The organism is Vibrio sp. 10N.261.46.E11, from assembly GCF_041472735.1.
Lineage (GTDB): Bacteria > Pseudomonadota > Gammaproteobacteria > Enterobacterales > Vibrionaceae > Vibrio.
On the sequence record NZ_JBFRQW010000061.1, the window covers coordinates 13,460 to 27,588 of the forward strand.

Annotated in this window: 14 protein-coding genes; 11 read left to right on the forward strand and 3 right to left on the reverse strand. The window is 46.1% G+C overall.

All coding sequences use genetic code 11. The features are described from left to right. Window positions 1-36 precede the first annotated feature (36 nt). Together AB4407_RS18230 and AB4407_RS18235 are read left to right on the forward strand one after the other, a co-directional pair. Window positions 37-1,482 carry a TrkH family potassium uptake protein gene (locus tag AB4407_RS18230; protein WP_372121541.1) on the forward strand — a complete coding sequence of 482 codons (1,446 nt, stop codon included), beginning with the start codon at window positions 37-39 and terminating at the stop codon, window positions 1,480-1,482. A 26-nt stretch (window positions 1,483-1,508) separates the two neighbouring features. Next, complete coding sequence (locus AB4407_RS18235) at window positions 1,509-2,063, forward strand: DUF3157 family protein (RefSeq protein WP_372121542.1); 555 nt, start codon at window positions 1,509-1,511, stop codon at window positions 2,061-2,063. Window positions 2,064-2,085: 22 nt separating this feature from the next. Here AB4407_RS18235 and AB4407_RS18240 read toward each other — a convergent pair whose 3' ends face one another. Further along, on the reverse strand, window positions 2,086-2,739 hold the full coding sequence (locus tag AB4407_RS18240) for a hemolysin III family protein (protein ID WP_372121543.1): 654 nt from the start codon (window positions 2,737-2,739) through the stop codon (window positions 2,086-2,088). A gap of 174 nt (window positions 2,740-2,913) precedes the next feature. Beyond that, entirely contained in the window at window positions 2,914-3,705 is a 792-nt protein-coding gene (locus tag AB4407_RS18245; RefSeq protein WP_372121544.1) for a sporulation protein, read from the reverse strand. Between the two features lie 283 nt (window positions 3,706-3,988). On the opposite strand from AB4407_RS18245, the gene AB4407_RS18250 reads away from it, so the two are divergent. The 6 genes from AB4407_RS18250 (at window position 3,989) to AB4407_RS18275 (ending at window position 9,105) form a co-directional block, all read left to right on the forward strand. After that, the gene (locus AB4407_RS18250; RefSeq protein ID WP_012605092.1) at window positions 3,989-4,156 is read left to right on the forward strand and encodes a hypothetical protein; all 168 of its coding nucleotides are present in this window, start codon (window positions 3,989-3,991) and stop codon (window positions 4,154-4,156) included. Between the two features lie 131 nt (window positions 4,157-4,287). After that, the gene (locus tag AB4407_RS18255) at window positions 4,288-4,551 is read left to right on the forward strand and encodes a YihD family protein (RefSeq protein WP_009848104.1); all 264 of its coding nucleotides are present in this window, start codon (window positions 4,288-4,290) and stop codon (window positions 4,549-4,551) included. Between the two features lie 326 nt (window positions 4,552-4,877). Then, window positions 4,878-6,296 (forward strand): cytochrome c oxidase accessory protein CcoG, encoded by a 1,419-nt coding sequence (gene ccoG / locus AB4407_RS18260; RefSeq protein WP_372121545.1) that lies wholly within the window; start codon window positions 4,878-4,880, stop codon window positions 6,294-6,296. Window positions 6,297-6,370: 74 nt separating this feature from the next. Next, the gene (locus AB4407_RS18265) at window positions 6,371-7,357 is read left to right on the forward strand and encodes a serine/threonine protein kinase (RefSeq protein ID WP_372121578.1); all 987 of its coding nucleotides are present in this window, start codon (window positions 6,371-6,373) and stop codon (window positions 7,355-7,357) included. 55 nt (window positions 7,358-7,412) lie between these two features. Next, window positions 7,413-8,012, forward strand: a complete 600-nt coding sequence (locus tag AB4407_RS18270) for a thiol:disulfide interchange protein DsbA/DsbL (protein WP_009848108.1) — start codon at window positions 7,413-7,415, stop codon at window positions 8,010-8,012. A gap of 139 nt (window positions 8,013-8,151) precedes the next feature. Next, window positions 8,152-9,105: a DUF2860 domain-containing protein gene (locus AB4407_RS18275; protein ID WP_372121547.1), complete on the forward strand. Its 954-nt coding sequence runs from the start codon at window positions 8,152-8,154 to the stop codon at window positions 9,103-9,105. Window positions 9,106-9,220: 115 nt separating this feature from the next. Here the strand turns inward: AB4407_RS18275 and AB4407_RS18280 are convergent, their stop codons facing one another. Continuing rightward, entirely contained in the window at window positions 9,221-10,744 is a 1,524-nt protein-coding gene (locus tag AB4407_RS18280; protein WP_372121549.1) for a YifB family Mg chelatase-like AAA ATPase, read from the reverse strand. Window positions 10,745-11,215: 471 nt separating this feature from the next. On the opposite strand from AB4407_RS18280, the gene ilvG reads away from it, so the two are divergent. Genes ilvG through AB4407_RS18295 form a run of 3 tightly spaced genes read left to right on the forward strand, consistent with a single transcriptional unit; the run spans window position 11,216 to window position 14,129 of the window. Beyond that, complete coding sequence (gene ilvG, locus AB4407_RS18285) at window positions 11,216-12,862, forward strand: acetolactate synthase 2 catalytic subunit (RefSeq protein WP_372121550.1); 1,647 nt, start codon at window positions 11,216-11,218, stop codon at window positions 12,860-12,862. A gap of 1 nt (window position 12,863) precedes the next feature. Beyond that, window positions 12,864-13,148 (forward strand): acetolactate synthase 2 small subunit, encoded by a 285-nt coding sequence (gene ilvM, locus AB4407_RS18290; RefSeq protein WP_372121551.1) that lies wholly within the window; start codon window positions 12,864-12,866, stop codon window positions 13,146-13,148. Between the two features lie 12 nt (window positions 13,149-13,160). Then, a complete protein-coding gene (locus tag AB4407_RS18295; protein ID WP_372121552.1) occupies window positions 13,161-14,129 on the forward strand; it encodes a branched-chain amino acid transaminase in 969 nt (322 codons plus the stop codon).

Below are 14,129 nucleotides of genomic sequence, written 5' to 3' on the forward strand. Positions count from 1 at the left end.
ATGAAGCTCCGACACAAAGCGATGGTCTATTAAGCTATGGTCAACTTTCGTCCGATATTATTAGTGATAGGGTTAGTGTTATCAAAACTCGCCCTTTTCATGTACATCCCTACATTGGTTGCCTTTTTCACAGGCACCGGTGGCTTCCTCGAGTTTGGTCAATCGGTCGTGATCACGCACATTGTGGCGTTCATCTGCTTGAGTTTAGGCCGCTCCGCTAAGTTCCGACTTGGGGTGCGGGACATGTTCCTGATCACCTCTCTGGTCTGGACGATTGCCAGTGCCTTTGCTGCACTGCCGTTTGTCTTCATTAATCACATCAGCTTTACGGACGCCTACTTCGAAACCATGTCAGGTATCACCACGACGGGTTCAACCGTATTAAGCGGCTTAGACAGCATGGCACCAAGCATTCTGTTGTGGCGTTCAGTACTGCAATGGTTAGGTGGCATCGGCTTCATCGTGATGGCGGTAGCGGTTCTGCCAATGCTCAACGTTGGTGGTATGCGCCTGTTCCAAACTGAATCATCCGATTGGTCAGATAAAAGCAGCCCACGAGCAAAAACCGTCGCGAAGAACATCGTAGCGGTTTATCTGATTCTGACGGGTTTATGCATCATTAGCTATTTGTTTGCAGGCATGGGTATCTTTGACGCGATCAATCACGCGTTCACAACACTGTCGACGGGTGGTTACTCAACCTCAGATGGATCGATGAACCACTTCTCCAACAGTGCTCATTGGGTAGGAACACTGTTCATGTTCCTTGGCGGCCTGCCGTTCTTACTGTTTGTTAGTGCACTGCGAGGCCGAAAACTCTCGATCCTCTACAAAGACGCGCAAGTGAGAGGCTTCACATATCTATTTTTGGTCACCAGTGCCGTAATATCGACATGGCTGGTGGTTAGAGATGGCTACACAGTTATGGATGCGATGCGTGTTTCGATGTTCAACATTGTATCAGTCGTCACCACAACCGGTTTTGGCTTAGAAGACTTCACCGCATGGGGCGCACTACCAACCACACTCTTTGCCTTCCTAATGATGGCTGGTGCTTGTTCAGGATCAACCTCTGGTGGTATCAAAATCTTTCGCTTCCAGATCGCGATGACCATGCTCCACAAACAAATGATGAAGCTAATTCACCCATCGGGCGTGTTTGTTCAACGCTACAATCAGCGACCTGTGAATGACGATATTGTGCGTTCACTCGTGGCGTTTGGTTTGATGTTCTTTATTACAATTATCTTAATTGCTGGTGGTTTGAGCGCGATGGGGTTAGACCCAATAACAAGTATCTCAGGTGCGATTACAGCCGTAGCCAACGTGGGCCCAGGCATGGGCAGCGTGATCGGTCCAACTGGGAACTTTGCCCCACTACCAGACGCCGCTAAATGGTTATTAAGTTTAGGTATGTTGATGGGCCGACTTGAGATACTGACGCTTATTGTTCTATTTTTCCCAGCCTTTTGGCGACGTTAACCAAGCACAAAATCAAGGAAACACAGATGAAATCATACGTACTTCTCGCTGGCGCATTGCTCGCAAACTCAGTATTCGTAAGTTCTGCCTTTGCTGATCAAATGGTCACACTGCCTGATGGCAAGCAAGTGTTACTCAAAGATGATTTTACTTGGCAGTATGTGAGTAACGCATCATCGAATGCAGAGTCAGCATTGACGAGTATTCCTGTAGCCAAAAACACACGCGGTACCACAATCAAGATTGGAGACACCAAGCCAAGCTTGCAGCTTTCCAAATCAGGTGTGGACGTTTTGATTGGGGCAGGACTCTACGAGAATGAACAGCTAATCTTACCAATTTCAGTCACTAACCAAAGCACAGAAGCCGTCGTGCTAGTTACGCTAAATATCACTGTCTACTCACCAACGGGTGAGCTGCTGCATCAAGGCAGTATCAACACTTGGCAATCCATTAAGCGCCTTGCTGATACCTATCTTCGACCACAAACTTCGGCAGAAGGTAAATACTTAGCGATCGATGTTGATAAGTATCCTGAATATAAAATAGACGTGGAGATCACTGACGTTTCTACCCGTTAGGGGCATACCGGTTCAATCAAAACTAAACCGGTGTCACAAACAGATAGATAGCGAAGAAATGGCAAGCGCAGCCCGCCAATACAAACAAGTGCCAGATGGCATGGTTATAAGGGATGCGTTTTGCCACATAGAAAATCACACCCAGCGAATAGATCACCCCGCCAACCGCTAACAACACCAAACCACCTATATCGATGTTCATCGCTAATTGATAAACAACAATCAAAGATAGCCAGCCCATCGCTAAGTAAATGAACAGCGATAAGCGCTTGAATCGGTAAACGAAGGCAATCTTCATGATGATACCGACCAGCGCTATTCCCCAAATAACCGCCATCAAGCCCATCGCCAATGGGGTTCTTAAGCCAACCAATAAAAACGGCGTGTAGCTACCTGCGATCAGTAAATAAATCGCACAGTGATCGAGGGTTTTTAGTAAACGCTTAGTTTTTTCTGTGGTGATCGAGTGATAAAGCGTGGAAGCAAGAAAGAGCAGAATAATACTGCTGCCATACACCGCCATACTAACAACAGTTAGCATGTCGGCTTGGTAATCAAACGCACGAATAAGCAGAAAAATCAGACCAACCACGCCGAGCACAACGCCCAAGCCATGGGTTATTGCATTAGCGCGTTCTTCGATGTCACTGTATTCGCTGGCTGATGATGCAGACATGAATATCCTACTAGAGTAAATGTTCGATTGACCCAGTATTGCACATTAAGCTTACACGTGTAAGCTTAAATTTTTATGACACATTTTATGACATTAGTGACGCATGAAGTATGTAATGAGGCTAAAAGATCCAAAACTAAATAACCAAAGAGTTAAATTAAAGGATTATAGGAACTAAGAGGCGTTATCTAGATATTCAAGTACCATCTTGCCAGCATCTTGTGGTGAGGTATCCAGTGGCACACTCAATTGACGCTGTAGCTTACCAACGCCCAGCAAGCTAGCTAACATGCCTTTTGCACCATCGCGATTTCTATCAATCTCAAACCACAACTTCAGCTCTGTTTCATCACGATGAGCCACCACTTCCAATTCACGCCAACGGCCATGATAAGGCCCTGTCGTCGGCACAAATTCAAACTCTTGTACAAACGGCAGTTCAAAGCCTTTGACCGCTTCACATTCCACTTGACGAATGCGCAAGCCTTGAGCTTCAAGTGCGTTAAAAATACCATCGAGCAGTGGGTCGGGACGAACCGTTAAGGTGTCTTTATCCGATGGGTCAATCGCCATCGCAATATCCAACCCAGTTTCCAGCCATACCTTTGAATCACCAATCGTAACCGGTGTGTTCAGTGGCACATCAAACTCACATTCAAAGTCACGGGTTTCACCCGGCTGAATCACAAAGGCATACGGCAAGCTCCATTTTGCAAGCGAGTACGTCTGGTGCATTCGGCGTTTATGACCGCCCTCTTGTCCTTGCGAGTTCGCGGTAACTTCTTTGACGTAGCGACAGCATAAGTTGAGATCAATGTTATCGATCTCCTGCGGCTGAGCGCCTCCGTAGACATGTACAATAATGCTCGCCTTCTTACCTGGATAAAGCACTTCCTGTTGCAATACAGAATCCACCTTGGCAGATCCAATTCCAAAACTTGCTAACGTTTTCTTTAAGAACGACATATGCACCTCCTTTAAAACATCATCTTAAGCCTGAAAGAGGTTCAAACTCAAATATACTGCTCACACTATTTTAGCTCTAATATCGTTTAATTATCACTCAGGCGTCGATCGATAACTTAGATAGTGATAATCTAACCCTTGATATGCATGCATATCATTATCCTGATTTATTTTTCGGATTGGCGAAAGCCAGACGAGTGACTCTTCAAGCAATTGAGGCGGAGCTCATGATAAATCAGGCCATTAGATTGGCAATGGATATGCCTGACCGTTAGGTAAATTAATGCGCCCAACAGCTGTCAGGTTCTCGCACACCAACCGTAGTGCGATGCGTCGTCGTAGTGGCTTTGTTGCTGCTCCAACGGCTAAGAAATTGGCTCCTACAATGACTCTCGTTGAGAAGGCTGCTTTATTAGCACCGGCTACAACAAAAGTGATTAAAGCCGCTTAACAAAAAGCGCAGTTTTTACTGCGCTTTTTTCTTGCCTGCTCCCATCTTGAAATGTGTTTACACATTGGTATTCCCTACCCGATTTGATACCTTAGCCACAAATCATTATAAAATTTGTGGAGAAATAAAGTATGAAGTGTCACCGCATTGAAGAACTGCTTGAACTGATGGAGCCTGAGTGGCAGAAAGATCAAGAACTTAACCTGTTAGAGTTCATCATTAAGCTATCAAAAGAAGCGGGCTACCAAGGTAAGCTTGAAGAGCTAACTGACGATGTTCTTATCTACCATCTAAAAATGCGTAATAGCGAAAAAGATGAAATGATCCCAGGTCTTAAAAAAGACCAAGAAGATGATTTCAAAACCGCAATTCTAAAAGCGCGTGGCCTTCTTTAGTCGCCTATTTATTTAGGGCTCAATTGCCGTATAGATAAAACACTCAATGTTTAAAAGCGACCACTCGGTCGCTTTTTTGTTTCTGTTCGCTATTTTTTCGTCACAACTGTTATGACTTTTGTTGTTAAAGGTTGATAGCGTTAAAGAAATGAGAACAAGATTGTCGCTATAATCGCCATCCATAAGAATCTTCTAAAATAATAAGAGTGAGTGCGATACCAACAAATGCACCAAGCTCAATTTCTACAGGTTCTCTAAACCATACTTTCAAGTAATGTCGTCATGCTCGAGTTAACCGGGCAAACAAGCCACAAAAAGGATAATCCATGAGTCAGGATAAAATCGATATCAAAGATGTGACTCCTAAAACCTTTAACCCAAAAACACATAAAGGTAATGGAGATCGATTTAACCCAAGTAACCGAATCTATGTTCGAGAAAGCAAAGGTAAATTCCAACAACTGCGCCGTTATGGCGGTTGGTTCTTACTTTTACTTTTTGCGCTTATCCCATGGATCCCATTTGGTGAGCGACAAGCGATCTTACTCGATATCGGCAGCCAACAGTTCAACTTCTTTGGTACAACCCTATACCCACAGGATCTAACGCTACTCGCGATCCTATTTATGATTGCGGCGTTTGGCTTGTTCTTCATAACCACCTTCTTAGGGCGAGTCTGGTGTGGTTATTTATGCCCGCAAACCGTCTGGACCTTCATGTACATCTGGTTCGAAGAGAAACTGGAAGGTGCTGCCAATAAGCGAAGAAAACAAGACTCTGGCAAACTGACGAGCAATTTAATTCTCAGAAAAACCATCAAACACATCGCGTGGTGGGCGATTGCGATTGCGACGGGCTTAACCTTTGTTGGTTACTTCATCCCAATTAAAGAGTTAGTGGTTGGCTTCTTTACCTTTAACTCGTCTTTCTGGCCGGTGTTTTGGGTACTGTTCTTTGCTGGGTGTACTTATGCCAATGCTGGTTGGATGCGCTCGATTGTTTGTCTGCACATGTGTCCTTACGCGCGTTTCCAATCGGCAATGTTCGACAAAGACACCTTCATCGTGGGCTACGATTCAGAACGCGGTGAAAGCCGTGGCCCTCGCTCTCGTAAAGCCGATCCAAAAGAGCTTGGTCTAGGCGACTGTATTGACTGTAATCTATGTGTTCAAGTGTGCCCAACGGGTATCGATATCCGTGACGGCCTGCAATATGAGTGTATTAACTGCGGCGCGTGTATTGATGCCTGTGACAACACCATGGAGCGTATGGGCTACGAGAAAGGCCTGATCAACTACACCACCGAGCACAGACTTGAAGGTCACTCGACCAAGGTAATGCGTCCTAAACTGTTGGGCTATGGCGCCATCTTGATCGTGATGCTGGGCTTGTTCTTCGCCCAAATCGCGAGCGTTGATCCTGCCGGCCTAAGTGTTCTGCGTGACCGAAACCAGTTGTTCAGAGTCAATAACCAAGGGTTGGTTGAAAACACCTACACCTTGAAAGTGATCAACAAGACTCAACAAGAGCAAGAGTACAAGCTCGATGTTAGCGGACTGCCCGATTCTATCTGGTACGGCAAACAGACGATTACTGTCGATCCAGGCGAGGTTTTGAACCTACCTATCAGTTTAGGCGCCGACCCAGAAAAACTGAGCTCACCAGTTTCGACAATTCAGTTTATACTCTCGGATAATGAAGAGTTTACGATGGAAGTCGAAAGCCGCTTTATCAAGAAGCTCTGATACCAGCCTCCTTAGCGCTTGGTATAACAACCCAATAAATGGAAAAAGGCTCAGTAATGAGCCTTTTTTATTCTATGACGATGCAAGCCTTTAACTTTGATAACCTGACTCCTGACTTCATGTGGTACGCACTGGAGAGTATTGGAGTTCGTGCCGAATCCGGGCTTCTTGCTCTCAACAGTTACGAAAACCGAGTCTATCAATTCACCGATGAAGACCGTAAACGCTACGTCGTTAAGTTTTATCGTCCGCAGCGCTGGAATAAAGCCCAGATCCAAGAAGAGCACGACTTCGCGTTAGAACTGATTGAACAAGAGATGCCTGTCGCTCCACCAATGCGAGTCAACGGTGAAACCTTGCATGAATATCAAGGCTACCTGTTTGCATTGTTCGAAAGCGTTGGCGGCAGACAGTATGAAGTCGACAATCTAGATCAACTGGAAGGCGTTGGACGTTTTCTGGGTCGTATTCATAAAGCCAGCGCGGGAAGAACATTCCAACATCGCCCGACCATCAGCTTAGATGAATACCTTTATCAGCCACGTAAGATTCTAGAGAACTCTCAGTTTATCCCGACACACCTAGAAAAAGCGTTCTTCAATGACGTAGACCTTCTGATAAAAGAGCTAGAGAGTCAGTGGCCGAGCAACATTGACAACATCCGCCTGCATGGTGATTGCCACCCAGGCAACATCTTGTGGCGCGATGGACCAATGTTCGTCGATCTTGATGACGCACGTAATGGCCCTGCGATACAAGATCTGTGGATGCTACTCAACGGTGAACGCCAAGATAAACTGATGCAACTCGATATTCTGCTAGAGAGTTATCAAGAGTTTTGCGATTTTAATACCTCGCAACTGAAACTAATCGAACCACTACGCGGTCTACGTATGGTGCATTACATGGCATGGTTAGCGAAGCGATGGCACGATCCAGCGTTTCCATTAGCCTTCCCGTGGTTTAATGATCCGAAATATTGGGAGCAACAAGTACTTGCTTGTAAAGAGCAAATTGCTACCCTGCAAGAGCCACCACTTTCGTTAATACCTCAGTGGTAAAAGCAATCGCAACATACAACTAGATAAAAATTCAAACATAATGGAGATTGGATAAATGAAAAAGCTATTCGCATTTTTCTCATTGATCATGTTGAGCCTTTCAGCTCACGCTGCGAAATTTAACGAAGGTGAACACTACAAAGTTCTCGATCTAGAAGCATCAAAAAAACCAATGGTGACAGAGTTCTTCTCTTTCTACTGCCCACACTGCAATAGCTTTGAGCCAATCATCCAGCAGCTAAAACAACAGCTACCAAAAGACGCTAAGCTACAGAAGAACCATGTTTCATTCATGGGTGGCAATATGGGTCTGCCAATGAGCAAAGCTTACGCAACCATGATTGCACTGAAAGTTGAAGACAAAATGGTGCCAGTGATGTTTAACCGCATCCACACCATGAACAAGCCGCCACGCGATGAAGAAGAATTGCGTCAAATCTTCCTAGACGAAGGCGTTGATGCTAAGAAATTCGATGCGGCATACAACGGCTTTGCAGTCGACTCTATGGTTCGCCGCTTCGACAAAGCATTCAAAGACAGCGGGCTTTCTGGTGTTCCTGCGGTCGTAGTTAACAACCGCTACCTAGTAGATGCTCAAGGTATCAGCTCTCTTGATGAGTACTTCGAGCTCGTTAACTTCTTATTGAAGAAGTAAGACATTGATGAAAGGAAGCTTCGGCTTCCTTTTTTTTACTAGTTCAAAAATCATCATTGATAAATAATCAGCCAAAAAACGTAGTACTTTACTGATATTAATAACCCGTCCTAAGAATCGGTGGGCAAGGAGCCCTTAAATGAACATAAAAATAACTCTCCTGGCATTGAGCGTTGCTGCTGCGCCCGCGTTTGCTAAGCTTGCTGATGAGCCAGGTTTCAGTGGTGAAATATCTATCAACACCGGTGTCACTTCTTCGACCTCAAATTTTAATACCGACGCTGACAGTAAGATCGCCTCAACCAATCAAAAAGCTTCGTCTGAGAGCTCGTTTTTAGTTGCACCTCTCGGCAGCATTGCTTACACCTTTGGTGAAAAGCTGAACCACCAGGTTTACACAGGTACCGCTCGTGATGACGTAGCGACAGGTACTGTAGTGCTAGAGGTTGGTTACAAATACCAGCTTGAGTCTGGCATGGTGATCGACGCTTCACTGCTGCCAACCATTATGTCGGGTGAAACTTGGGCTGATCCGTACAACACCACATCAGCTCGCACGAAGACCGATGAAACTGGCAATGCGTTTCGTTTGAAGCTAAGCAACATTGTGGGGTCAGCTTTCTCGCTAGACATGGCCTACGCCACCAAAGATGTGGAAGAAGATCGCGTTGAAGAAGCACTAAAACGCGACGCCGATACCTTCTACCTGAAAGGTCAATATCGCCAGCCGATTAGCCGTACTATGATGCTGGTACCGTCTTTGATTTATCAATCAAGTGATGCGGACGGCGATGCAGCATCGTTCGAGCAGTTCGGTGGTGAGGTCAGCTTATTTGGTGGTATGGGACGTCATCAATACGCACTAACGGCGGGTTACAACCAACGCTCTTATGATGCAAGCAGCATCACTTTCCAAAAGAAACGCAGCGACGACAACATCAATCTATTCGCCGCCTATGAATATGATCAATTCATGGATTGGGAAAACTGGTCGTTCGTATCTCTTGCGGGTTACGGCACTAGCGATTCCAATATCACCTTCTACGACGAGTCTCAATACATCGTTTCAGTTGGCTTGAACTACAAATTCTAACTCCAGCCAGCGCCAATAAATTATCAAACCAAAGCCTGCTCACTGAAGCAGGCTTTTTTGTTTGTATACCAATCACTGTAAATAAATGGCCAGTTGTTTACTACCATTGGCATGACTACACAGCTTGTGCTGTGAGTTGCTTCAATAATCTATCCATCGCTCGATAACCAAGCGCTTCTGATAAGTGCTTCTTTTCGATCTGCTCGTTACCGTCAAGGTCGGCAATGGTTCGTGCTACCTTAATGATTCGATGATAAGCGCGAATCGACAGACCCAATCGATGCAGTGCAGTCTCGAGAAACTCCGCATCTTCACGTCGCAATGGGCAATACCTCTCTATTTCTCGACTACCTAACAGTGCATTCGATTTATGGTTTCGAGATAACATCAACTCGCGAGCCTGCTTAACCCTTTGCTTAACGACTTGAGTGGTTTCACCACGGTCACCACCTTCGGCTAACATCCCTTTAGGCAACAGAGGGATCTCTAATGACATATCGAACCTATCCAGTAATGGCCCCGATAATCGATTGAGATAGCGCAATATGATCTGCGGATTAGCTCGCGCTTGATTGCCTTCGTAATAACCTGTTGGGCTTGGGTTGAGTGCACCGACCAACTGAAAGCGCGCAGGGAAACGCGTCTTACCCGCCGCGCGCGAAATGATTATCTCGCCCGACTCTAGTGGCTCTCGCAGTGAATCAAGCACTTTACGCTCAAATTCGGGCATTTCATCCAGAAACAGTAAGCCATTGTGGGCCAGAGAGATCTCTCCAGGGCGAGGTACCGAACCTCCCCCCACTAAGGCCGCCATTGAGCTTGAGTGGTGAGGGGATCGAAAAGGCCGCTGTTTCCAATTGTATTGATTGATCTCTTGCTGCGTTAGCGAGGCCACCGATGCGGTTTCCATCGCCTCGTTATCACTCATCTCCGGTAACAAATCGCGTAACCGAGAAGCGAGCATGGTTTTTCCGGTTCCCGGAGGGCCAAGGAACAGTAAGTTATGGTTGCCAGCGGCTGCTATCTCCAGAGCTCGCTTGCCTTGTTGTTGGCCGATAATATCTTGTAGGTCGCGAAGCACTGAAACATCAGCCTGATGATGCTCCGTTCGATATAAACCAAGCTGAGCCTGGCCACACATATCCGCACACACCTCCAACAGGGTTTGTGCTGATTTATGCGCACCCTTACCGACTAAGGCAGCCTGATCTCCATTATGGTGTGGAACCACTAAGCATCGTTCGACACTGTCGACGGCTAACGTCGCTGGCAGCACGCCCTTTACTGAACGCAACTCTCCTGACAACGCCAGTTCACCGATAAATTCATGCTGAGCTATTTTTGATGTAGGAAGCTGATCAGATGCCACCAAAATCCCAAGCGCTATAGGCAGATCGAAACGACCTCCCTCTTTGGGCAAATCTGCTGGGGCAAGATTGACCGTGATTCTTTTGGATGGAAATTCAAAGCGAGAATTGATGATCGCGCTTCTCACTCGATCTTTAGATTCTTTGACCGTCGTTTCAGGTAGACCCACCAGCGTAAAACCGGGCATTCCGTTGCTAATATGCACTTCCACGGTCACTTCTGGTGCCTCTACACCCACACTAGCTCGACTATGAATTATCGCGAGTCCCATAACTTTCCTTTGTCTTTGATTTAAAAGTATTCGCTCTGGATATTCATTGCTCACCAAAGCGATAAGGTTGTTATATAGCGTGGTGGAATGGTGTTTTAATGTGAAAAAAGAATGACATTTTCCTTGTCATGCAGCAGATTTGTGTGATAACACTAGAGATGTAGACTTTTACTTAAGACAATAAACGAGAAAACTCGACTTTTATGACATTTAACGCTCGCATTTACGCACTGATTAACCTGATTATCGTAGTCATTATTGAGACTGCGCGGGGGCGAGTGGGAAAAAAGTAACCACAAATTAGAAAAAACCCCCGCACTGAAAAGTCCGGGGGTTTTTTCTAATTTAGACATTCGATTTTATATTTTGAAACATTTTCGGCTTTGCCGATTTACAGGAAGAATGGGAGCACAAGATGTGCAGAGACAATGGAAACAATTACCAAAACAAAGGTAATACGGAGGAATTACGATGAAAGGCGCAGAACTGGTCGTATCCGCACTCAAGCAACAAGGCATTGAGACCGTATTTGGTTACCCTGGCGGTGCCATCATGCCAATCTACGATGCACTCTATGACGGCGGAGTTGAACATATCCTATGTCGCCATGAGCAAGGTGCTGCAATGGCCGCTATCGGTATGGCTCGAGCAACACAAGATGTCGCTGTTTGTATGGCAACCTCAGGCCCAGGCGCGACTAACCTAGTCACAGGCCTTGCTGATGCTTTTATGGATTCCATCCCACTCGTAGCTATCACTGGACAAGTTGCTAGCTCCCACATTGGTACCGATGCATTCCAAGAAATGGATGTGATTGGTATGTCTCTGTCATGTACTAAACACAGCTACCTCGTTACCGATATTGAAGATCTTGCTCCAACACTCGCTGAAGCATTTATCGTTGCAAAATCAGGTCGTCCAGGTCCGGTTATTGTCGACATCGCCAAAGATGTTCAATTAGCAGAGTCCCCAGTTAAAATTCTTCCTGAATTTACGCCACCAGCCATTCCTGTTGCGACAACTGACGCGATTGAACAAGCACAACACTTCCTATCTCAAGCGACTCGTCCTGTTCTATACGTAGGTGGTGGCGTTCAACTGGCTAAAGCAACCGACGCAGTTCGTGAGTTTTTACGCCTGAACCCAATGCCTGCTGTTAGTACACTGAAAGGCTTAGGCACCATTGAGCGTGACGACCCGCACTACCTTGGTATGCTGGGCATGCACGGTACCAAAGCCGCTAACCTAGTAGTTCAAGAAAGTGACCTGTTGATTGTTGTTGGCGCTCGTTTTGATGACCGAGTCACCGGCAAGCTTGATACCTTCGCACCACATGCGAAAGTTATCCATATCGATATCGATGCGGCAGAGTTCAGTAAACTGCGTCTGGCCAATGCGCCTATTCGTGGTGACATCAACAAGATCATGCCTCAGCTGGAACTAAGCCAAGACATCTCATCTTGGGTCCACCACTCTGAAGGGCTGCGCAGCTCATTCAAATGGCGCTACGACCACCCCGGTGACCTTATCTTCGCACCTCTGTTATTAAAGCAACTGTCAGACATGATGCCTGCGAGTTCTATGGTTTCGACCGATGTTGGCCAACACCAGATGTGGGCAGCTCAGCACATTCAGCCTCGCGATCCACAAAACTTCATCACCTCTGCCGGCTTAGGTACCATGGGCTTTGGCTTACCAGCTGCAATGGGTGCATCAGTTGGACGTCCTGATGACCAATCTATACTTATCTCTGGTGACGGTTCGTTCATGATGAACATTCAAGAGCTTGGCACCTTGAAGCGTCGTCAAATCCCAGTGAAGATGGTACTGCTTAATAACTCTCGTTTGGGCATGGTTCGGCAATGGCAATCGCTGTTCTTTGATGGCCGCCACAGTGAAACTATCTTGGATGACAACCCTGATTTCGTGATGCTCGCGAAAGCGTTCGACATCCCGGGCAAAACCATCACTCGTAAAGAAGAAGTAGAACCAGCATTGAAAGAGATGCTAGAGAGCAAAACCGCTTACCTACTTCATGTTCTTATCGATGAAGAAGAAAACGTATGGCCACTAGTACCGCCAGGTGCTTCAAACAGTGAGATGTTGGAGAACACATAACATGAAAAGATACCTATTAGACATCAAAGCCGATGATAAGCCTGTACTACTAGAGCGTGTTCTTCGTGTTATCCGCCACCGTGGCTTCATCGTTAAACAAGTGGCAGGTACCCAAAACCAAGAAAGCAAAGTCGCGAGTGTTGAGATCATTGTCGACAGTGAGCGTCCGATATCTTTCTTGGTTAATCAAATAGAAAAGCTGTGGGATGTGCGTACCGTTGACGTTATCTCTATCAGCCGTAATGAACTGCCAAACAATAACTTACAACAAAAGATAAACGCATAAGGAACCGCAAACATGACAGTTAAAACAGCAGACTATATTTGGTTTAACGGTGAAATGGTTCCTTGGGCAGAGGCGAACGTTCACGTCTTGACTCACGCAATGCACTACGGTACTTCTGTGTTTGAAGGTGTTCGTTGTTACAACACGCCAAAAGGGCCGGTTATCTTCCGTCACCCTGAACATGCTAAACGCCTAAAAGATTCAGCAAAAATCTACCGCTTCCCTATTCCTTACACTGAGGAAGAAATTATGGAAGCAACTCGCGAAACGTTACGCCAAAATAAGCTAGAGTCAGCGTACATCCGCCCTCTAGGTTTCGTTGGTAACGTTGGTTTGGGTGTCTGCCCTCCTGAAAATACAGAAATGGATCTGATCATCGCTGCTTTCCCTTGGGGTTCTTACCTAGGCGAAGAAGCGCTAGAAAATGGCGTAGATGCGATGATATCAAGCTGGAATCGTGCAGCGCCAAATACTATCCCAACCGCAGCAAAAGCCGGTGGTAACTACCTATCTTCACTACTGGTTGGTGGTGAAGCCCGCCGTCATGGTTACGATGAAGGTATCGCACTGAGCGTCGATGGTTACCTTTCTGAAGGTGCAGGTGAGAACATCTTTGTGGTACGTAATGGCGTGCTATCAACACCACCAGCGACCAGCGCAATTCTGCCGGGTATCACTCGTGATTCAATAATGACACTAGCAAAAGACATGGGTTACGAAACCCGTGAAGAGAACATTGCTCGTGAAGCGCTATACCTTGCCGATGAAGTATTCATGACAGGCACAGCGGCGGAAATCGTCCCGGTTCGCAGCGTAGACAAAATTACAGTAGGTGAAGGCAAACGCGGTCCTATCACTGAAAAAGTTCAAGCGGCTTACTTTGGTTTATTCAATGGCACTACTGAAGATAAGTGGGGCTGGTTAGATTACGTTTATCCAGCAGACCACACGTCAGATAACCAAACACAAACAACTAAGTAA

Bases quoted from the DNA above. Each gene is read 5' to 3' on its own strand.
- AB4407_RS18265 (WP_372121578.1), top strand. From the start codon at position 6,371: ATGACGATGCAAGCCTTTAACTTTGATAACCTGACTCCTGACTTCATG.
- AB4407_RS18255 (WP_009848104.1), top strand. From the start codon at position 4,288: ATGAAGTGTCACCGCATTGAAGAACTGCTTGAACTGATGGAGCCTGAG.
- AB4407_RS18230 (WP_372121541.1), top strand. From the start codon at position 37: ATGGTCAACTTTCGTCCGATATTATTAGTGATAGGGTTAGTGTTATCA.
- AB4407_RS18235 (WP_372121542.1), top strand. From the start codon at position 1,509: ATGAAATCATACGTACTTCTCGCTGGCGCATTGCTCGCAAACTCAGTA.
- AB4407_RS18270 (WP_009848108.1), top strand. From the start codon at position 7,413: ATGAAAAAGCTATTCGCATTTTTCTCATTGATCATGTTGAGCCTTTCA.
- AB4407_RS18280 (WP_372121549.1), bottom strand. From the start codon at position 10,744: ATGGGACTCGCGATAATTCATAGTCGAGCTAGTGTGGGTGTAGAGGCA.
- AB4407_RS18295 (WP_372121552.1), top strand. From the start codon at position 13,161: ATGACAGTTAAAACAGCAGACTATATTTGGTTTAACGGTGAAATGGTT.
- ilvM (WP_372121551.1), top strand. From the start codon at position 12,864: ATGAAAAGATACCTATTAGACATCAAAGCCGATGATAAGCCTGTACTA.
- AB4407_RS18240 (WP_372121543.1), bottom strand. From the start codon at position 2,739: ATGTCTGCATCATCAGCCAGCGAATACAGTGACATCGAAGAACGCGCT.
- AB4407_RS18250 (WP_012605092.1), top strand. From the start codon at position 3,989: ATGCGCCCAACAGCTGTCAGGTTCTCGCACACCAACCGTAGTGCGATG.
- AB4407_RS18275 (WP_372121547.1), top strand. From the start codon at position 8,152: ATGAACATAAAAATAACTCTCCTGGCATTGAGCGTTGCTGCTGCGCCC.
- AB4407_RS18245 (WP_372121544.1), bottom strand. From the start codon at position 3,705: ATGTCGTTCTTAAAGAAAACGTTAGCAAGTTTTGGAATTGGATCTGCC.
- ilvG (WP_372121550.1), top strand. From the start codon at position 11,216: ATGAAAGGCGCAGAACTGGTCGTATCCGCACTCAAGCAACAAGGCATT.
- ccoG (WP_372121545.1), top strand. From the start codon at position 4,878: ATGAGTCAGGATAAAATCGATATCAAAGATGTGACTCCTAAAACCTTT.